The organism is Streptomyces sp. CRN 30 (assembly GCF_034105845.1).
In genome coordinates, this window is sequence record NZ_JAVRHI010000143.1 from 26,150 (window position 1) to 45,227 (window position 19,078).

A 19,078-nucleotide genomic window follows, 5' to 3' on the forward strand; every position below is an offset into this window, starting at 1 on the left:
CTCCTTCGCTAGTCCCGCCCCATTCTGCCCTGGGCGTCCCCGCCCGCCTCGGGCGCCCTGACGGGGAGCGGATACGGCGGGGGAGTGCCGCCGAACTCCGGGCACACCGCCCGGTGGTCGCACCAGCCGCACAGCTTGGTCGGCCGCGGCCGCCACTCACCGGTCTCCGTGGCCAGCCGGATCGCCTCCCACAGCGCGTGCAGCTTGCGCTCCACCCGCTCCAGGTCCGCCACGACCGGGTCGTACGTCAGCACGTCACCGCTGCCCAGGTACACCAGCTGCAGCCGGCGCGGGACCACCCCCTTCAGCCGCCACACCACCAGCGCGTAGAACTTCATCTGGAACAGCGCACCCTCGGCGTACTCCGGCCGCGGCGCCTTGCCCGTCTTGTAGTCGACGATCCGCACCTCACCGGTGGGCGCCACGTCGACCCGGTCGATGATGCCGCGCAGCCGCAGCCCCGACTCCAGCTCGGCCTCCACGAACAGCTCACGCTCGGCCGGCTCCAGCCGCGTCGGGTCCTCCAGCGTGAACCAGCGCTCGACCAGCCGCTCCGCCTCACCCAGCCAACGGGCCAGCCGCTCGCCCTCCGGATCGTCCGCGAACAGCTCCACGACCTCCGGCCGGGTCTCGCGCAGCCGCTCCCACTGGCCGGGGATCAGCTGCGTCGCCCGCGGCACCGTACGCTCGGCGACGGGCGCGTCGAAGAGCCGCTCGAGGACCGCGTGCACCAGCGTGCCGCGCGTGGCCGCCTCGCTCGGCTTCTCGGGCAGCTTGTCGATCACCCGGAACCGGTAGAGCAACGGGCACTGCATGAAGTCACCGGCGCGCGAGGGCGACAGCGACGCCGGGGGCGCGGCGGCCACGGCACCGCCCGCTGCCGCGGCGCCGGTGTCTTCGGTGCGGGTATCCATGTCCAAGACCATACGGCCCACCACCGACAACGGGACCCGTCACGGGACGCAACGGAACCGCACCGCCACGGACGGTTGCGCCCGGGGCCGGCGGGTACCAGCGTGAACGGCGGGACGCATGCGTTCACGCACCGCCGCGCCGCACCCGCCGGGCACGCGCCCCCGCGCCACGGCACGGGGAACAGAAGGGGTGCCGGGGCGGAACGAGCGGGAACGACCGCATAGCATCGACCGCAGAGACCCCTCCGCCCCGCACCGGTCGGCGGCGGAGGACGCTTCGACTGAGGGGACACCGTGGACGAGAGCGGCGGGAGCGGGCAGCCGCGAACCGGCAGCGACGAGGCGGCCGAGCGCCCTACGGGGCCGTCGACCCCGGCCGCCGGCACCGCACGCCAGGGAGCACGGCCGCACGACGACCGGCCGGCGCCCGAGGACACGGCCGGCACCGCTCCCACGGAACCCGACCCCGCACCCCCGGCCGTCACCGCCGAACCGGCCGCCACCACCGAACGGGCCACCACCACCGAACGGGCCGGCCCCGGACCCTCGGACCGGGACACCGACACGCCGGGCCCGGCACCCACGGCAGTCCCGGACGAGACACCGCACCCCGCACCCGCGGCGGACCCCCGCCCGGACACCCCGGTGCCCCCCGGCGGCGGTGAGGACCACACCCGCACCCTCGCCTCCTCCGGCACCGGCACCACCAAACCACCGCACCGCCCCAAGGAACCCGGCGGCGGCATCCTCATGGGCCGCCCCTTCGGCGTACCCGTCTACGTCGCCCCCAGCTGGTTCCTCGTCGCCGCACTCATCACCTGGGTCTTCGGCGGCCAGCTCGACCGCGTCCTGCCCGAGCTCGGCGGCGCCCGCTACCTCGTCGCACTGTTCTTCGCGGTCGCCTTCTACGCCTCCGTCCTCGTCCACGAACTCGCCCACACCGTCGCCGCCCTGCGCTACGAACTGCCGGTGCGCCGCATCCAGCTCCAGTTCTTCGGCGGCGTCTCCGAGATCGAGAAGGAGTCCGAGACACCGGGCCGCGAGTTCGTCCTCGCCTTCGTCGGCCCCCTGCTGTCCCTGGTCCTCTCAGGCGTGTTCTACCTCGCCCTGCAGGCCGTCGAACCCGGCACCGTCCCCGGCGTCCTGCTCGCCGGACTGATGATCTCCAACCTCATCGTGGCCGCGTTCAACCTGCTGCCCGGCCTGCCCCTCGACGGCGGCCGCATGCTCCGGGCCGTCGTCTGGAAGATCACCGGCAAGCCCATGGCCGGCACGATCGCCGCCGCCTGGGTCGGCCGCGCCCTCGCCGTCACGGTCCTCATCGGCCTGCCGCTCCTCACCCACTCCGGAGCCCTCGGCGCCGCCCCCGAGGACTTCGGCGGCATGGACACCATCACCGACGGCCTGCTCGCCGCCATCCTCGCCGCGATCATCTGGACCGGCGCCGGCAACAGCCTGCGCATGGCCCGGCTCCGCGAGCACCTCCCCGAACTGCGCGCCCGCGCCCTCACCCGCCGGGCCGTCCCCGTCGAGGGCGACACCCCGCTCTCCGAGGCACTGCGCCGTGCCAACGACGCCGGCGCCCGCGCCCTCGTCGTCGTCGACGCCCAGGGCGAACCCCTCTCCCTGGTCCGCGAGGCCGCCATCGTCGGCGTCCCCGAACACCGCCGCCCCTGGGTCGCCGTCAGCAGCCTCGCCCAGGACCTCACCGACGGCATGCGCGTCTCCGCCGAGCTCTCCGGCGAGGACCTCCTCGAAGCCCTCCGCGCCACCCCGGCCACCGAGTACCTGGTCGTGGAGGAGTCCGGCGAGATCTACGGCGTGCTCTCCACGGCCGACGTGGAACGCGCCTTCGTCAAGGCGATGGCCCGGCCCAGCTGAACGCACCGCACGCGCGCGTGCGCGCCGCCGGCCCCGACGTGGTCGGCGGCCCCCGCCGGGACCGGTAGGCTGGTCACATGTCCGAACCGACCGGTGCCGCCCGCCGTCGCGGGCCCTTCAAGGTCGGGGACCAGGTCCAGCTCACCGACCCCAAGGGACGCCACTACACGTTCACGCTCGAAGCCGGGAAGAACTTCCACACCCACAAGGGCTCCTTCCCGCACGACGAGCTGATCGGCGCACCCGAAGGCAGTGTTGTCCGCACCACCGGAAACGTCGCCTACCTGGCGCTGCGCCCCCTGCTCCCCGACTACGTCCTGTCCATGCCCCGCGGGGCGGCCGTCGTCTACCCGAAGGACGCGGGGCAGATCCTCGCCTTCGCCGACATCTTCCCCGGCGCGCGCGTCGTGGAGGCCGGCGTCGGCTCCGGCTCGCTCAGCAGCTTCCTGCTCCGGGCCATCGGCGACCAGGGCATGCTGCACTCCTACGAGCGCCGCGCCGACTTCGCCGAGATCGCCCGGGCCAACGTCGAGCGCTACTTCGGCGGCCCCCACCCCGCCTGGCAGCTCACCGTGGGCGACCTCCAGGACAACCTCAGCGACGTCGACGTCGACCGGGTCATCCTCGACATGCTCGCCCCCTGGGAGTGCCTGGAGTCCGTCTCCAAGGCGCTCGTCCCCGGCGGCATCCTCTGCTGCTACGTGGCGACCACCACCCAGCTCGCCCGGACCGTCGAGTCCATCCGCGAGATCGGCTGCTTCAACGAGCCGACCTCGTGGGAGACCATGATCCGCAACTGGCACATCGAGGGCCTGGCCGTCCGGCCCGACCACCGGATGATCGGCCACACCGGCTTCCTGCTCACCGCCCGCCGTCTCGCCGACGGCGTCGAGCCGCCCATGCGCCGCCGCCGCCCCGCCAAGGGCGCCTACGGCGAGGACTACGCCGGACCGAACGCCGACGGAGGCGCCGCCCGCTGACGACGGCCCCGGGCCGCACCCAACGCAAGGGCGCCGTGGCCGTGTTCCCCGCACCGTCCGGGAACTCGGCCACGGCGCCCACGCATTGGAGCACCCCGTCGGCACCGCACCACCCGGGGCACGGAACCCACACGACGCGACGACCCCACACACGCGCGCGACCCGGCGCCCCGGGCACCGCCCCCGCCGTACCGCCGCGCTGTGACGTATGGCACTATGCGGTCCACCCCCACCGGCACAGCCCTCACAGGAGACACATCTCTCGTGCAGCACTCCGCCGTCCCGGAACTGGACCACACCCGCACCCGCCCGATGCACTGGCTCGCCACGGCCACGGCCCTCGCGGCGGTCGTCGCCCTCTCCTCCGTCCTGCAGCCCGACCCGGCGACCGCGGTCCAGGCGGGCCCCGAGACACCGTCCGCCCCGGTCACCGCGCCGGCCCCCGACCCCGCCGCGGTGGACTTCCCGATCGAGTGCGGTCCCTACGAGGCCGTGGTCACCAAGAAGGCTTCCGGAGACCTCGACGGCGACGGCCTGCCCGAGACGGTCGCGGTGGTCCGCTGCGACGCGGGCTCCGGCAGCCCGCCCAACGGCGTGTACGTCCTCACCCAGGGCACCGCGGCCGAGCCCCGGGTCGTCGCCACCCTGGTCGACCCGGCCGAGCAGCGCAGCGTCACCGACTTCGCCGTCCGTGACGGCGCCGTCACGGCCACCCTGCTCGGCTACTCCTCGGTGGACGTCCCCAGTTGCTGCCCGGACGTCACGGACCGGGCCAAGTGGCAGTGGCGGAACGGCGCGTTCGTCCGCTCGACGCCCCCCGAGGCACGTGGCGTGTGACCCACCCCCTCGCGCGTGAGCCGAGGGGTCGCTCCACCTAGTGTGAGAAATCAGACAAGAGTGACCTTATGCCCTCAGTTGGTCACTCCGCGTCCGGCCCGTAGACCTCCACACTGTCCGAAACACGACGCACATGAATGCACTCACCCGGACACTCCCGCGCCGAATCCACCACATCCGTCAACAGCGGCAGCGGAACCGGCGCCGTCGCACCCGGGTCCTGCAGCAACTCGTCGCCGGCACCCTTCACATACGCCAGACCGTCGATGTCCAGCTCGAAGACCTCGGGGGCGTACTGGGCGCAGATGCCGTCACCGGTACAGAGGTCCTGGTCGATCCAGACCTCCAGCGCCCCATTTCCGGCCCCGGCCTCCTGCTGCACGGTCATCTCTCCTGCCATTTCCCCCGCCGGCCCGGCCGACACTCGGTAAGTCGGCCCAGCTCTGACGGGTGTTGAACACTTCGACCCTACCTCCGTCAGCTTTCCAATCATGTTCAGTGGGTATTCCCCTGGCGTGAGGGAGAGCGCAAGGGTGAAGATCGGACACACCTTGACAGTCTTTGTGATCTAGGGGTTTCAATCGACACCCACCCAGGTAGGGTCTGGAAGCGTCCAGCTCCCCTTGGAGGAGGTGAGGACCGTGGCAGCCCACGACGACGACATGAACCGCGGCATCCGCCCGGGACGAGGGTCCGACGACCCGGCCGGGCAGATCGCCTACCTTGAGCAGGAGATCGCCGTCCTGCGACGCAAGCTCGCCGACTCGCCGCGACACACGAGGATTCTCGAAGAGCGGATCGTCGAACTGCAGACGAATCTGGCCGGCGTGTCCGCCCAGAACGAGCGGCTCGCCAACACACTGCGCGAGGCCCGCGACCAGATCGTGGCCCTCAAGGAAGAGGTCGACCGGCTCGCCCAGCCGCCGGCCGGTTTCGGTGTCTTCCTGCAGGCGAACGAGGACGGCACCGCAGACATCTTCACCGGAGGCCGCAAACTCCGTGTGAACGTCAGCCCCAGTGTCGAACTCGACGAGCTCAGGCGCGGCCAGGAGCTCATGCTCAACGAAGCGCTCAACGTGGTCGAGGCCATGAAGTTCGAGCGCGTCGGAGACATCGTCACCCTCAAGGAGATCCTCGAGGACGGCGAACGCGCCCTGGTGCTCGGGCACACCGACGAGGAACGGGTGGTCCGGCTCGCCGAACCACTGCTGGACGTCACCATCCGGCCCGGCGACGCCCTGCTGCTCGAACCCCGCTCCGGGTACGTCTACGAGGTCGTCCCCAAGAGCGAGGTCGAGGAACTCGTCCTCGAAGAGGTCCCCGACATCGGCTACGAGCAGATCGGCGGCCTGGGTAACCAGATCGAGGCCATCCGTGACGCGGTCGAGCTGCCGTACCTCTACCCGGACCTGTTCAAGGAGCACGAACTGCGGCCGCCCAAGGGCGTGCTGCTCTACGGGCCCCCCGGATGCGGCAAGACGCTCATCGCCAAGGCCGTGGCCAACTCGCTGGCCAAGAAGGTCGCCGAGGTGACCGGCCAGGCCGCCGGCAAGAGCTTCTTCCTCAACATCAAGGGACCCGAGCTCCTCAACAAGTACGTCGGCGAGACCGAGCGGCAGATCCGCCTCGTCTTCCAGCGCGCCCGTGAGAAGGCCAGTGAGGGCACCCCCGTCATCGTCTTCTTCGACGAGATGGAGTCCCTCTTCCGCACCCGCGGATCCGGTGTCAGCTCGGACGTGGAGAACACCATCGTCCCCCAGCTGCTCGCCGAGATCGACGGTGTGGAGGGCCTGGAGAACGTGGTCGTGATCGGCGCCTCCAACCGCGAGGACATGATCGACCCGGCCATCCTGCGCCCCGGCCGTCTCGATGTGAAGATCAAGATCGAGCGTCCGGACGCCGAGGCGGCCAAGGACATCTTCGGCAAGTACCTCACCGAACGCCTCCCGCTCCACGCCGACGACCTCGGCGAGAACGGTGGCGACAAGTCGATCACCGTCCAGGGCATGATCCAGACCGCCGTGGAACAGATGTACGCCGAATCCGAGGAGAACCGCTTCCTGGAAGTCACCTACGCCAACGGTGACAAGGAAGTGCTCTACTTCAAGGACTTCAACTCCGGCGCCATGATCGAGAACATCGTCGGCCGCGCCAAGAAAATGGCGATCAAGGACTTCCTCGAGAAGGCCCAGAAGGGTCTGCGCGTCTCCCACCTGCTCCAGGCCTGCGTGGACGAGTTCAAGGAGAACGAGGACCTGCCCAACACCACCAACCCGGACGACTGGGCCCGCATCTCCGGAAAGAAGGGTGAACGGATCGTCTACATCCGGACACTCATCACCGGAAAGCAGGGCGCGGACACCGGGCGCTCCATCGACACGGTGGCGAACACCGGACAGTACCTGTAAAAAGCAGGGCGGCTGCGGGTGTCCTCCCCGGGCATCCGCAGCCGATTGTTTTTCCGGTCACCGCCATACCGAGGCAATGACGCAAATGATCTCCCCACCAGCGCAAAGGCGTTCTAGGCTCTTTCGTACCGCCGAGTCGCGCAGTGCGGGGACGGGCACCGCACACGCACCGGAGCACCAGCGGTACTTGAGCGCCGCCCCCGACCGAGGGCGCCGCCGGGCAAGGAGGGCCGCATGACCGTACGGCGAGTAATGGGCATCGAGACGGAGTACGGGATCTCCGTCCCCGGCCACCCCAATGCCAATGCCATGCTCACCTCGTCCCAGATCGTCAACGCCTACGCGGCGGCGATGCACCGGGCCCGCCGAGCCCGCTGGGACTTCGAGGAGGAGAACCCGCTGCGGGACGCACGGGGCTTCGACCTCGCCCGTGAGGCCGCCGACGCCAGCCAGCTCACCGACGAGGACATCGGCCTGGCCAACGTCATCCTCACCAACGGGGCACGGCTCTACGTCGACCACGCGCACCCCGAGTACAGCGCCCCCGAGGTCACCAACCCCCGCGACGCCGTCCTCTGGGACAAGGCCGGCGAACGCATCATGGCGGAGGCCGCCGACCGCGCGGCCCAGCTCCCCGGCGCCCAGCCGATCCACCTCTACAAGAACAACACCGACAACAAGGGCGCCTCCTACGGCACGCACGAGAACTACCTGATGAAGCGGGAGACCGCCTTCTCGGACATCGTGCGCCACCTCACCCCGTTCTTCGTCTCCCGCCAGGTCTTCGCCGGGGCCGGCCGCGTCGGCATCGGCCAGGACGGCCACGAGCACGGCTTCCAGCTCAGCCAGCGCGCGGACTACTTCGAGGTCGAGGTGGGCCTCGAGACCACCCTCAAGCGCCCGATCATCAACACCCGCGACGAGCCGCACGCGGACGCCGAGAAGTACCGCCGCCTGCACGTGATCATCGGCGACGCGAACCTCTCCGAGATCTCGACCTACCTGAAGCTCGGCACCACGGCCCTGGTCCTCTCCATGATCGAGGACGGTTTCATCGCCGTCGACCTCGCCGTCGACCAGCCCGTGCGCACCCTCCACCAGGTTTCGCACGACCCCACACTGAAGCGGCTGGTCACCCTCCGCAGCGGCCGCACCCTGACCGCCGTGCAGCTTCAGATGGAGTACTACGAACTCTCCCGCAAGTACGTCGAGGAGCGCTTCGGCGCCGACGTCGACGACCAGACGAGGGACGTCCTGACCCGCTGGGAGGACACCCTCAACCGCCTCGAGAACGACCCCATGAGCCTGGCCGGCGAACTCGACTGGGTCGCCAAGCGCGAGCTCATGGAGGGCTACCGGCGCCGCGACAGCCTCGACTGGGACGCGGCCCGACTGCACCTCGTCGACCTCCAGTACGCCGACGTCCGCGCCGAGAAGGGTCTCTACAACCGGCTCGTCGCCCGCGGCAAGATCAAGCGCCTGCTCGACGAGAGCGACGTGGAGCAGGCCCGTACGAAGCCGCCGGAGGACACCCGCGCGTACTTCCGGGGCCGCTGCCTGGAGCAGTACGCCGACGACGTCGCCGCGGCCTCATGGGACTCGGTCATCTTCGACCTGCCCGGCCGGGACTCGCTGCAACGCGTTCCAACCCTCGAACCGCTTCGCGGAACGCGTAATCACGTCAAGGAGCTCCTGGACCGCTGTCGCACCGCGGAAGACCTGGTCAGGGTGCTGTCGGGGAACTGAGGGGTACCCGAGCGGGGCGTACCGCACAGGGTGCGAACGAGCGACGTCCGGGAATCATCGAGATGGCCCCCGGACGTTGTGACAACTGCAGGGCCAATGTCAGACCCGGCGAGTAGGGTCTGATCACCACCGATCGGCAGCAATGCCGACCATGTCGGGCGAACTGAGCGGGGTGAGGGTTATGGCGACCAAGGACACCGGCGGCGGACAGCAGAAGGCCACACGCTCGAACGAAGAGGTCGAGGAGCAGGCGCCCGAGGCGCAGGCGAGCGAGGACCTCAAGGAGCGGCAGGAGAAGCTGAGCGACGACGTCGACTCGGTTCTGGACGAGATCGATGACGTCCTCGAGGAGAATGCAGAGGACTTCGTTCGAAGTTTCGTTCAGAAGGGCGGCGAGTAGCCTTCGAATCGAAGGTTGCGACGGGGGAATTGGGCGGATGTCGAAGTGGGTATGAAGCGCTGCTCGCGGTGCAAGGAGACCAAGTCGCGGGCAGCCTTCGCCAGTAATAAGGCGGCCCGTGACGGGTTGCAGGCTTACTGCCGTGAGTGCTGGGCTGAGTATCACCAAACGCGGCAGCCGGCGAAAGGGCGGAACGTCGGGCCACGGGTGGAGGCGCCCGAGGGGTACAAGTTCTGTCGTAGTTGCGAGGAGATCAAGCCGCACAGTCAGTGGCATCGCAATGCCACGGCATCCGACGGCTTGTCGACGAGTTGCAAGGCGTGTCGCGCGGCGAAGGGTCGGGCGGGCCACCTGAAGCGCCACTACGGCATGACTGAGGCTGAACGCGACGACATGGTCGCTTCGCAGATGGGCCTCTGCGTTATCTGCCTGAAGGCCCCGGCCGCCCATGTGGATCACTGCCACAAGACGGGTAAGGTCCGTGGCGTACTGTGCTTCAACTGCAACTCGGCCATCGGCAAGTTGGGAGACGACCCCGACGCTGTTCGTCGGGCGGCCGACTACTTGGAAGGAAACGCGTGGAAGCCAACACTCGTAGCACCGGGCGTCTACCGGCTGCCTTCCTGACGCCCGGGTCGTCCTCCTTCATGGACTTCCTCACCGATCACCAGCCGGAGATGCTCCCGGGCAACCGGCAGCTCCCGCCCACCCAGGGCGTGATCGAGGCGCCGCACGGCACGACGATCATCGCCGTGACGTTCCCGGGCGGTGTCGTGCTGGCCGGTGACCGTCGGGCCACCATGGGCAACATCATCGCCCAGCGGGACATCGAGAAGGTCTTCCCGGCCGACGAGTACTCGGCGGTGGGCATCGCCGGTACGGCCGGTCTGGCCGTGGAGATGGTGAAGCTCTTCCAGCTCGAGCTGGAGCACTTCGAGAAGGTGGAGGGCACCCAGCTCTCCCTGGAGGGCAAGGCGAACCGCCTGTCCACCATGATCCGTTCCAACCTCGGCATGGCCATGCAGGGCCTCGCCGTGGTCCCCCTCTTCGCCGGTTTCGACGTGGACCGCGACAAGGGCCGCATCTTCTCCTACGACGTGACGGGCGGCCGCTCCGAGGAGCACGGCTTCGCGGCCACGGGGTCCGGCTCGATCTTCGCGCGCGGCGCCATGAAGAAGCTCTTCCGTGAGGACCTGAGCGAGCAGGAGGCCACGACGCTCGTCGTCCAGGCCCTGTACGACGCGGCCGACGACGACTCGGCGACGGGCGGTCCCGACGTCGCCCGCCGGATCTACCCGATCGTCACCGTGATCACCGAGGACGGGTTCCGTCGTCTCACCGACGAGGAGTCCTCCGAGATCGCCCGCTCGGTGCTGGAGCGGCGCCTGGAGCAGCCGGACGGCCCGCGGGCCTCCCTGCTCTGACGGCGACCCCCCTCTTCCCAGGTGCTCCAGTGACTCCGACAGCAGAAAGGGACGGATAACCGGTGTCGACGCCGTTCTATGTCTCACCCCAGCAGGCGATGGCCGACCGGGCGGAGTACGCCCGCAAGGGCATCGCCCGTGGCCGCAGCCTGGTCGTGCTGCAGTACGCCGACGGCATCGTCTTCGTCGGCGAGAACCCGTCCCGCGCGCTGCACAAGTTCAGCGAGATCTACGACCGGATCGGCTTCGCGGCCGCCGGCAAGTACAACGAGTACGAGAACCTGCGGATCGGCGGCGTCCGCTACGCCGACCTCCGCGGCTACACCTACGACCGCGACGACGTGACGGCGCGCGGTCTCGCCAACGTCTACGCCCAGACCCTCGGCACCATCTTCTCCTCGGCGGCCGAGAAGCCGTACGAGGTGGAGCTGGTCGTCGCCGAGGTGGGCGAGACACCGGACGGCGACCAGATCTACCGGCTGCCGCACGACGGTTCGATCGTGGACGAGCACGGTTCGGTGGCGGTCGGCGGCAACGCCGAGCAGATCAGCACCTACCTGGACCAGCGCCACCAGGACGGCATGACGCTGGCCGAGGCGCTGAAGCTGGCCGTGCAGGCCCTGTCCCGGGACACCAACGGCAGCGAGCGGGAAATTCCCGCCGAGCGCCTGGAGGTCGCGGTGCTGGACCGTACGCGTCCGCAGCAGCGCAAGTTCCGGCGGATCGTGGGCCGTCAGCTCTCCCGGCTGCTGGAGTCCGGCGGTGCGGAGACGGTCGGCGAGGCCGAGGACGAGGGCGGCGACGAGGAGAAGTAACCCCCTCCGAGCACAGCACCGCCCCAGCACAGCCCCACCGCTCCACAGTGCGCCCCGGCCGTTCATGGCCGGGGCGCGCGGCGTTGTCAGCGGGTCAGCGGGTCAGTGCGACGGCACGGCCGTCGAGCCCCGTACGACCAGTTCCACGGGGATGTCGCCGCCGTCCGGTTCGCGCCCCTCCAGCACGGCCAGCAGGGCGTGCATGCCCCGTTCCCCGAAGAGTTCCGCGTCCAGGCGGACCGTCGTCAGCTCCGGGTCGAGGGCGGTGGCGAGGGCCAGGTCGTCGAGGCCGGTGACGGAGAGGTCGTCGGGGACGCGCAGGCCGAGCCGGCGGGCCGCCTTGTACGCGCCGGCGGCGAGTTTGTCGTCGTCGCAGACGAGTGCGGTGGGCCGGGGGCCGGGGCCGGCGAGGGCGGCTTCGGCGGCGGCGCGGGCGCCGTCGATGGTGATGGGTGCTCGGGCGGTGCGTACCTCGGTGCCGGGGACGGCGGCGAGGCGGGTGGCGAGTTCGCGGGCGCGGACCTCGAAGGTCCAGGAGGCGATGTCGGCGGCGAGGTGGAGGAAGCGCCGGTGGCCGAGGCCGAGCAGGTGGTCGGCGAGCTGCCGGACGCCGTCCGCGATGTCGAGGTTGACGGTGGCGGCGGCGCCGGGGCTGCCGTCGGGGTCGCTGTCGAGCATGACCAGGGGCAGCTGGTCGCCGCGGATGGCGGTGAGGGCGTCGGCGGCCATGGAGGAGGCGATGACGCCGTCGAGGGCGGCCCGGGCGGAGGCGAAGGGGTCGCGGGCGGGGCCGATGCCCGCGGGGGAGGGGTAGAGCACCACGCCGAAGCCGTGCTCGGCGGCGACGCGGGCGGCGCCGGTGTAGACGCCGGCGAAGAACTCGGTGGTGAGGGCGGGGACCACGAGGAGGACGGTGCGGGTGTGGCCGAGGCGGAGGTTGCGGGCGGCGAGGTTGGGCCGGTAGCCGAGGTCCTGGGCGGCCCGCCGGACGCGCTCGGCGGTGGCCGTGGAGACGCGTCCGCGCCATTTGTCGCCCAGGACCAGGGAGACCGCCGCCTGGGAGACCCCGGCGGCCTGGGCGACGTCACGGCTGGTGGGTCGGGTGCTGCCTCGTGCCACCGGTGGCCTGTTCCCTTCGGCTGCGCTCATCTGGACTCGTCGACAGCGCTCATGGTACGTATGACGGCGGACGTTATACGTAACACTTATGGCTTCACCGACCCCGTGCACGCGGGAAGAAGGGCAGGACATGGCCTCCGGATACCTGGAGATCCTCAGGGCGAGACATGCCACGCGCCTGCTCACCGGCACGCTCGTGGGGCGGCTGCCGAACGGGACCGCCGCGATCGCCATCGTGCTGTTCGTCCGCGCGGAGGGCGGCAGCTACAGCCTCGCCGGGGCGCTGGCCGCGGTGTACGGGGTGGCGCACGCGGTGGGGCAGCCGCTGCTGGGCCGGCTGGTGGACCTGTACGGGCAGCCGCGGGTGCAGTTGCCGGCCGCGGTCGTCTCGGGGCTCGGGATGACGGCGTTCGCCCTCATGGGGGTGGAGCCGCTGCCGTGGGCCTACGCCGCGATGGTGGTCGCCGGTCTGTTCACGCCGCCGCTGGAGGGCGGTCTGCGGGCGTTGTGGCCGTCCGTGCTGCGCGGCAAGGAGGAGCGGGTCCACACGGCGTACGCGATGGACGCGGTGGCGCAGGAGGTGATGTTCACCGTCGGGCCGCTGCTGGTGACGGTGTTCGTGGCGCTGTGGTCCCCGCAGACGGCGCTGGTGCTGCTCAACGTCATAGGTGTGCTGGGCGCGCTGTCCGTGGTCGCGTCGCCGCCGTCGCGGGCGTGGCGTTCGGAGCCGCGGGAGGCGCACTGGCTGGGCGCGCTGCGCTCGCCGGGGCTGCTGGCGCTGCTGGCGGCGTTCCTGTTCGTGGGGTGCGCGCTCGGCTCCATCACGCTGGCGGCCAGGTCGTACGCGGACGAGAACGGCGGGGACGTCGTCTACGGGTGGCTGATGGCGGGCATCGGGCTGGGTGCCCTGGTGGGCGGCGGGGTGTACGGGGCGCGGCAGTGGCTGGGTGCGCCGGAGCGCCGACTGCGGTTGCTGGTGGCCGCGCTGGCGGTGTGTTACCTGCCGTTGATGCTGCTGCCGGGTCCGGTGGCCATGACGGGTCTGGCGGCGGTCGCGGGGGTGTTCCTGGCGCCGGCGATCGCGTGTGCGTTCGTGCTGGTGGACCGGCACGCGCCGCGGGGGACGGTGACGGAGGCGTTCTCGTGGCTGGTGACGACGTTCACGGTGGGCTCGTCGCTGGGGACGGGGCTCACGGGGCCCGTGGTGGAGTGGGGCGGGACGCTGTGGGGCTTCGCGGTGCCGGGGGCGGCGGGCGCGGTGTCGTTGCTGGTTCTGCTGGTCACGGGGCGGGTTCTGGCTGTTCCCCGCGGGGGAGCGGTTGTTGCGGTCTCATCCGAAAATGATCCGAACCGTGCCGTCGAACCCCGTTTCAGCTCCGGGGATCGGGCGTAATGTTCAGTCATGGACCGCCGCATTTTCGGGCTGGAGAACGAGTACGGCGTCACGTGTACGTTCAGGGGACAGCGCCGCCTGTCTCCTGACGAGGTGGCTCGGTACCTCTTCCGCCGTGTCGTGTCATGGGGCCGCAGCAGCAATGTGTTCCTGCGGAACGGTGCCCGCCTGTATCTCGATGTGGGCTCGCACCCCGAATACGCGACACCCGAATGTGACAACGTGACCGAACTGGTCACTCACGACAAGGCCGGCGAGCGCATTCTCGAAGGGCTGCTGGTCGACGCGGAACGCCGCCTGCACGAGGAGGGAATCGCGGGCGACGTCTACCTCTTCAAGAACAACACCGACTCGGCGGGCAACTCGTACGGGTGCCACGAGAACTATCTGGTGGCCCGGCACGGGGAGTTCTCCCGGCTCGCGGACATCCTCATCCCGTTCCTCGTCACGCGGCAGCTGCTGTGCGGCGCGGGCAAGGTGCTGCAGACGCCGCGCGGTGCCGTGTACTGCGTCAGTCAGCGTGCCGAGCACATCTGGGAGGGGGTCTCCTCGGCGACGACCCGTTCCCGGCCGATCATCAACACCCGTGACGAGCCGCACGCGGACGCGGAGCGCTACCGCCGCCTCCACGTCATCGTGGGTGATTCGAACATGTCCGAGACGACCATGCTGCTGAAGGTCGGGGCCACCGATCTGGTGCTGCGCATGATCGAGGCGGGCACGGTGATGCGGGACCTGACCCTGGAGAACCCGATCCGGGCGATCCGCGAGGTCAGCCATGACATCACGGGCCGCCGCAAGGTGCGCCTGGCGAGCGGCCGTGAGGCCTCCGCCCTGGAGGTGCAGCGGGAGTACTACGAGAAGGCCGTCGACTTCTGCGAGCGGCGCGGTATCCGCACGGGCACCGTGGAGCAGGTGCTGGAGCTGTGGGGCCGCACGCTCGACTCGATCGAGTCGGAGGATCTGGACCGGATCGGCACCGAGATCGACTGGGTGATGAAGTACCAGCTCATCGAGCGGTACCGGGCCAAGCACAACATGACCATGTCGAATCCGCGGGTCGCGCAGATAGACCTCGCGTACCACGACATCCACCGCCGGCGGGGGCTGTACTACCTGCTGGAGAAGAAGGGGCAGGCGGCCCGCGTCTGCAACGACCTGAAGATCTTCGAGGGCAAGTCCGTTCCGCCGCAGACCACTCGGGCCCGGCTGCGCGGTGACTTCATCCGGCGGGCCCAGGAACAGCGCCGTGATTTCACCGTCGACTGGGTGCACCTGAAGCTGAACGACCAGGCGCAGCGCACCGTGTTGTGCAAGGACCCGTTCCGTTCGGTGGACGACCGGGTGGAGAAGCTGATCGCCGGAATGTGAGCCGGAGCGCGTTCCGTCGAGCCGATCGGGTGTTTCCGGTCCGGTCACGGAACGCGTCGTGGGGCGCCGTACGTTAGCCGTACGGCGCCCTTCTCGCATCGTAGAGTTGCGCGCACGCCCTTCAGACAAGATCCGAACCGATACGAGGCCCCCACCGTGCGCCGACGCTCACTTCTCATCGCCGTACCCGCCGGATTCGCGACGCTCGCCGCCTGCGGTGACGGCGCGTCCGACTCGGACGACGCCAGCAGCAGCCCGTCCGTGTCCGAGAGTGGTTCGGCGAAGCCGCCGAAGATCGTGGACGGTCCGTTGCCGGCGATCACGGCCGGTACGGAGTTCGGTGCGAAGCCGACCGTCGCCAAGGGCAGCGGTGATCCGTCGGAGGACCTGGCGGTGAAGACGGTCATCGCGGGCAACGGCCGTACGGTCGCCGAGAACGACTACGTGCAGGCGCACTACCTGGGTCAGGTCTGGGCGACGGCGAAGGTCTTCGACAACTCCTACGACCGCGGGGCGCCCCTGGTGATGCAGCTCGCCCAGGGCGGCATCATCGACGGCTGGCGCTACGGGCTGGCGGGGAAGAAGGCGGGCAGCCGGGTCGAGATCGCGGTGCCGCCGGCCCTGGGGTACGGCTCGGGGGGCAACCCGCAGGCGGGCATCGAGGGCACGGACACCCTGGTCTTCGTGATCGACATCGAGAACACCTTCAACGCGAAGAGCTCCGCGGAGGGCGAGGAGGTCGCGCAGGACGACACCGCCCTGCCCAAGGTCGGTACCAACACCGACGGCAAGGCTCCCTCCATCGAGGTGCCGAAGGCGGACCCGCCGAAGAAGCTCGTCGCGAACTACGTGCTGGAGGGGGACGGCGCGGAGGTCGCGGCCACGGACACCGTGCTGGTGCAGTACAAGGGTGTGGTCTGGGAGACCGGCAAGGAGTTCGACTCGACCTACAGCCGGGAGGCGATCAGCTCGTTCGGGCTGCAGCAGGTCGTCAAGGGCTGGTCGCAGGGCATGGCGGGGAAGAAGGTCGGCAGCCGCATCGTCATCGTGATCCCGCCGGAGCTCGGTTACGGTGACAACCCGCCGAGCGGCAGCGGCATCGAGAAGGACTCCACGATGGTGTTCACCGTCGACATCCTGGCGAAGCTGTGACCCTTGCGGGGATGTAAGACTGTCCGGGTCGCCCCGTTCGTACGCAGGTACGCGTGAACGGGGATGCGCACACACGTAGTCGCACACGAGCAGGAGCCAAAGACGTGAGCATCGAGAAGCCCGAGATCGACTTCCCGGGCGGCGAAGCCCCGAAGGACCTCGAGATCAAGGACATCTGGGAGGGCGACGGGCCGGTCGCCAAGGCGGGCGACACCGTCTCGGTCCACTACGTCGGTGTGTCCTTCTCCAGCGGCGAGGAGTTCGACGCGTCCTGGAACCGCGGTACGCCGCTGCAGTTCCAGCTCGGCGCCGGCCAGGTCATCGCGGGCTGGGACCAGGGTGTGCAGGGCATGAAGGTCGGCGGCCGTCGCCAGCTGACCATCCCCGCCCACCTGGCGTACGGCGACCGCGGCGCCGGTGGCGGCCGCATCGCCCCGGGCGAGACGCTGATCTTCGTCTGCGACCTGGTCTCGGTCTGACGGTCGACGGTGACGCCCGGCGGCGCGCCGGACCGCCTCCGGCACGCCGCCGGGGGCCGGTCCGGGTCGTACGCGGGGACGGGACCCGGGCCTGCCTCCGGGGCCCGTGCCCGTGGCGGGCGTGGGCCCTCGGCTTTTGCCGCGGTACCCCGGAGCGGTACGGTCATCCGTCAGAAGCACCATAGGGAAGGGCGTCGATGGCCATTGCCAAGGCCGAGCGGCTGATGAACCTGGCGCTGTGTCTGCTCGGGACGCGGCGACCGCTCAGCAAGCGCGAGCTGCGGGAGTCCATCGAGGCCTATCTGGAAGCGGGGTCGGACGACTCCTTCAACCGCATGTTCGAGCGGGACAAGGACGACCTGCGTGAGCTCGGTCTGGTGATCGAGACGGTGGAGAACCTCGACGGCGAGGTCGGCTACCTGGCCCGCCGGGACAGCAACCGGCTCCCGCCCATCACTCTGGACGCCGAGGAGGCCGCGGCGCTCGGTCTCGCCGCGAAGGTGTGGCAGCAGGCCCGCCTCGCCGGTGCCGCCAGTGGCGCCCTGCAGAAGCTGCGGGCGGCCGGCCTGCCCGAGGACGTCGACCCGTACGGGGCGCACAGCGCCCTGGAGCCCCGCATCCCCGTGCACGAGGCGGCCTTCGAGCCGCTGATGCTCGCCTGCCGTGACCGCCGTCCCGTGCTCTTCGAGTACCGCAAGGCCACCGCCGCCCGTCCCGAGGCCCGGCACGTCGAGCCGTGGGCGCTGGAGTGCTGGCGCGGCCACTGGTACCTGGCCGGATATGACCGCGACCGGGGCGCCGAGCGGGTCTTCCGGCTGTCGCGGATCACCGGCCGCGTCAGGTCCCGCAGCGGCAGCTACACCGCGGAGGTGCCGGACGTCGTCACCGTGCGCGAGACCGTCGCGAGCTGGGCCGGTGAGACCGCCGACCGCTCCGCGCGGATCCGGCTGCGCACGGGCGCCGGCTACCCCCTGCGGGCGAGGGCCACCGCGGTACGGGAACTGGGCGACGGGTGGGACGAGTTGGAGGTTCCGTACGGGCACGGGCTGGACGCCTGGCTGGTGGAGTTCGGGCCCGACGTGGTGGTCCTGGAACCGGCCGAGCTGCGGGCCGACGTGGTGGACCGGCTGCGCGCCGTGGCCAAGGGCTGAGGGGGACGAGGAAGACGTGGTGGGAAAACCGGCCAGGCCGGCGAACGCCATCGACCAGACCCGGCGGATGCTCTCCCTGGTGACGTACCTGAGGGAGCGCCCCGGCGCCCGCGTCGAGGACGTCGCCCGTGCGTTCGGGATCACCGAGGACGAGCTGATCTCCGACCTCGACGTGCTGCCGCTGTGCGGGACCAGTTTCCGCGGGGGTGACCTGCTCGACATCGACACCGACGGCGAGCGCATCTGGTGGCACAACCCGGCCGCGCTCGCGGCGGAGGCGGCCGAGCCGCTCAGGCTCGCCGCCGACGAGGCCACCGCGCTGCTGGTGGCCGCCCGCGCCGTGGCCACCCTGCCCGGTCTGCGCGAGGGCGACCGGCAGGCGCTGCTGCGGGCCACCGCCAAGGTGGAGACGGCCGCGGGGGAGACCGCCGGGGCCAGTTCCCGGCTCTCGGTGACCTTCGAGTCGGAGGGCGGGGTCTTCGCGGACGTCGACCGGGCGATCTCCGAGCGCCGCCGGCTGTGGATCACGTACTACTCGCCCGCGCGCGACGAGCTCAGCGAGCGGGAGATCGACCCGATCCGCCTGGTCAGCGTGGGTCACACCTATGTCGAGGCGTGGTGTCGACGCTCCGAGGCGCGCCGCACCTTCCGGCTGGACCGGGTCGCCGAGATCAAGATCCTCGACGAGCCGTCCGCGCCGCCCGAGATCGAGCTGCGCGACCTGTCCGAGGCGCTGGTGCAGCCCGCGGCCGAGGACCCGGAGGTCGTCGTCGAGGTCGGCCCCGGCGGACGCTGGGTCGCCGAGTACTACCCGCACGACAGCGCCGATGAGCTTCCCGACGGGGGCCTGCGGATCACCCTGCGCACGCCCGATCCCACCTCACTGCGGCGGCTGGCGCTGCGGCTCGGCCGCGACGGCCGGATCGTCGCGCCGCAGGAGCTCGCGGACAGCGCCCGCCGGGCGGCCCGGGACGCGCTCGCCGCCTACGACGGGCTCCCCCCGGGCGG

Annotated in this window: 18 protein-coding genes; 15 read left to right on the plus strand and 3 right to left on the minus strand. The window is 70.5% G+C overall.

Annotation, left to right across the window (positions count from 1 at the left end; genetic code table 11):
- Window positions 1-8: 8 nt before the first annotated feature.
- Window positions 9-914 carry a RecB family exonuclease gene (locus UW392_RS13765; protein WP_320775245.1) on the minus strand — a complete coding sequence of 302 codons (906 nt, stop codon included), beginning with the start codon at window positions 912-914 and terminating at the stop codon, window positions 9-11.
- A gap of 294 nt (window positions 915-1,208) precedes the next feature.
- On the opposite strand from UW392_RS13765, the gene UW392_RS13770 reads away from it, so the two are divergent.
- The 3 genes from UW392_RS13770 to UW392_RS13780 all read left to right on the plus strand — a co-directional run bounded on the left by UW392_RS13770 (window position 1,209) and on the right by UW392_RS13780 (window position 4,612).
- On the plus strand, window positions 1,209-2,795 hold the full coding sequence (locus tag UW392_RS13770; protein WP_320775246.1) for a site-2 protease family protein: 1,587 nt from the start codon (window positions 1,209-1,211) through the stop codon (window positions 2,793-2,795).
- A 77-nt stretch (window positions 2,796-2,872) separates the two neighbouring features.
- A complete protein-coding gene (locus tag UW392_RS13775; protein WP_320775247.1) occupies window positions 2,873-3,775 on the plus strand; it encodes a tRNA (adenine-N1)-methyltransferase in 903 nt (300 codons plus the stop codon).
- 264 nt (window positions 3,776-4,039) lie between these two features.
- Window positions 4,040-4,612, plus strand: coding sequence for a hypothetical protein (locus tag UW392_RS13780; RefSeq protein ID WP_320775248.1), 573 nt, complete (start codon window positions 4,040-4,042; stop codon window positions 4,610-4,612).
- Between the two features lie 82 nt (window positions 4,613-4,694).
- Here UW392_RS13780 and UW392_RS13785 read toward each other — a convergent pair whose 3' ends face one another.
- Complete coding sequence (locus tag UW392_RS13785) at window positions 4,695-5,000, minus strand: ferredoxin (RefSeq protein WP_320775249.1); 306 nt, start codon at window positions 4,998-5,000, stop codon at window positions 4,695-4,697.
- Between the two features lie 253 nt (window positions 5,001-5,253).
- Here UW392_RS13785 and arc point away from each other — a divergent pair, with 253 nt between their 5' ends.
- The 6 genes from arc to prcA all read left to right on the plus strand — a co-directional run bounded on the left by arc (window position 5,254) and on the right by prcA (window position 11,405).
- Window positions 5,254-7,020, plus strand: coding sequence for a proteasome ATPase (gene arc / locus UW392_RS13790; protein ID WP_320775250.1), 1,767 nt, complete (start codon window positions 5,254-5,256; stop codon window positions 7,018-7,020).
- Window positions 7,021-7,254: 234 nt separating this feature from the next.
- Window positions 7,255-8,766 carry a depupylase/deamidase Dop gene (gene dop, locus UW392_RS13795; protein WP_414496081.1) on the plus strand — a complete coding sequence of 504 codons (1,512 nt, stop codon included), beginning with the start codon at window positions 7,255-7,257 and terminating at the stop codon, window positions 8,764-8,766.
- Between the two features lie 181 nt (window positions 8,767-8,947).
- The gene (locus UW392_RS13800; protein ID WP_320775251.1) at window positions 8,948-9,166 is read left to right on the plus strand and encodes a ubiquitin-like protein Pup; all 219 of its coding nucleotides are present in this window, start codon (window positions 8,948-8,950) and stop codon (window positions 9,164-9,166) included.
- A 51-nt stretch (window positions 9,167-9,217) separates the two neighbouring features.
- A complete protein-coding gene (locus UW392_RS13805) occupies window positions 9,218-9,793 on the plus strand; it encodes an endonuclease VII domain-containing protein (protein WP_320775262.1) in 576 nt (191 codons plus the stop codon).
- On the plus strand, window positions 9,745-10,590 hold the full coding sequence (gene prcB, locus UW392_RS13810; RefSeq protein WP_320775252.1) for a proteasome subunit beta: 846 nt from the start codon (window positions 9,745-9,747) through the stop codon (window positions 10,588-10,590). Before UW392_RS13805 ends, prcB begins: the two co-directional genes overlap by 49 nt.
- Window positions 10,591-10,652: 62 nt before the next feature.
- Window positions 10,653-11,405 (plus strand): proteasome subunit alpha, encoded by a 753-nt coding sequence (gene prcA / locus UW392_RS13815; RefSeq protein WP_320775253.1) that lies wholly within the window; start codon window positions 10,653-10,655, stop codon window positions 11,403-11,405.
- A gap of 102 nt (window positions 11,406-11,507) precedes the next feature.
- Here the strand turns inward: prcA and UW392_RS13820 are convergent, their stop codons facing one another.
- Window positions 11,508-12,524: a LacI family DNA-binding transcriptional regulator gene (locus UW392_RS13820; protein WP_320775254.1), complete on the minus strand. Its 1,017-nt coding sequence runs from the start codon at window positions 12,522-12,524 to the stop codon at window positions 11,508-11,510.
- A 130-nt stretch (window positions 12,525-12,654) separates the two neighbouring features.
- Between UW392_RS13820 and UW392_RS13825 the strand changes: the two genes are divergently transcribed.
- The 6 genes from UW392_RS13825 to UW392_RS13850 form a co-directional block, all read left to right on the plus strand.
- Complete coding sequence (locus UW392_RS13825) at window positions 12,655-13,917, plus strand: MFS transporter (protein WP_320775255.1); 1,263 nt, start codon at window positions 12,655-12,657, stop codon at window positions 13,915-13,917.
- A gap of 9 nt (window positions 13,918-13,926) precedes the next feature.
- Window positions 13,927-15,288, plus strand: coding sequence for a Pup--protein ligase (gene pafA, locus UW392_RS13830; protein ID WP_320775256.1), 1,362 nt, complete (start codon window positions 13,927-13,929; stop codon window positions 15,286-15,288).
- Window positions 15,289-15,444: 156 nt separating this feature from the next.
- On the plus strand, window positions 15,445-16,440 hold the full coding sequence (locus UW392_RS13835) for an FKBP-type peptidyl-prolyl cis-trans isomerase (protein WP_320775257.1): 996 nt from the start codon (window positions 15,445-15,447) through the stop codon (window positions 16,438-16,440).
- Between the two features lie 104 nt (window positions 16,441-16,544).
- Entirely contained in the window at window positions 16,545-16,919 is a 375-nt protein-coding gene (locus tag UW392_RS13840; protein ID WP_320775258.1) for an FKBP-type peptidyl-prolyl cis-trans isomerase, read from the plus strand.
- A gap of 197 nt (window positions 16,920-17,116) precedes the next feature.
- Window positions 17,117-18,070, plus strand: a complete 954-nt coding sequence (locus tag UW392_RS13845) for a helix-turn-helix transcriptional regulator (RefSeq protein WP_320775259.1) — start codon at window positions 17,117-17,119, stop codon at window positions 18,068-18,070.
- 16 nt (window positions 18,071-18,086) lie between these two features.
- On the plus strand, window positions 18,087-19,078 hold a 992-nt coding region (locus tag UW392_RS13850; RefSeq protein ID WP_320775260.1), incomplete at its 3' end, for a helix-turn-helix transcriptional regulator.

Bases quoted from the DNA above. Each gene is read 5' to 3' on its own strand.
- pafA (WP_320775256.1), top strand. From the start codon at position 13,927: ATGGACCGCCGCATTTTCGGGCTGGAGAACGAGTACGGCGTCACGTGT.
- UW392_RS13785 (WP_320775249.1), bottom strand. From the start codon at position 5,000: ATGACCGTGCAGCAGGAGGCCGGGGCCGGAAATGGGGCGCTGGAGGTC.
- UW392_RS13765 (WP_320775245.1), bottom strand. From the start codon at position 914: ATGGATACCCGCACCGAAGACACCGGCGCCGCGGCAGCGGGCGGTGCC.
- UW392_RS13825 (WP_320775255.1), top strand. From the start codon at position 12,655: ATGGCCTCCGGATACCTGGAGATCCTCAGGGCGAGACATGCCACGCGC.
- dop (WP_414496081.1), top strand. From the start codon at position 7,255: ATGACCGTACGGCGAGTAATGGGCATCGAGACGGAGTACGGGATCTCC.
- UW392_RS13800 (WP_320775251.1), top strand. From the start codon at position 8,948: ATGGCGACCAAGGACACCGGCGGCGGACAGCAGAAGGCCACACGCTCG.
- UW392_RS13845 (WP_320775259.1), top strand. From the start codon at position 17,117: ATGGCCATTGCCAAGGCCGAGCGGCTGATGAACCTGGCGCTGTGTCTG.
- UW392_RS13775 (WP_320775247.1), top strand. From the start codon at position 2,873: ATGTCCGAACCGACCGGTGCCGCCCGCCGTCGCGGGCCCTTCAAGGTC.
- UW392_RS13805 (WP_320775262.1), top strand. From the start codon at position 9,218: ATGAAGCGCTGCTCGCGGTGCAAGGAGACCAAGTCGCGGGCAGCCTTC.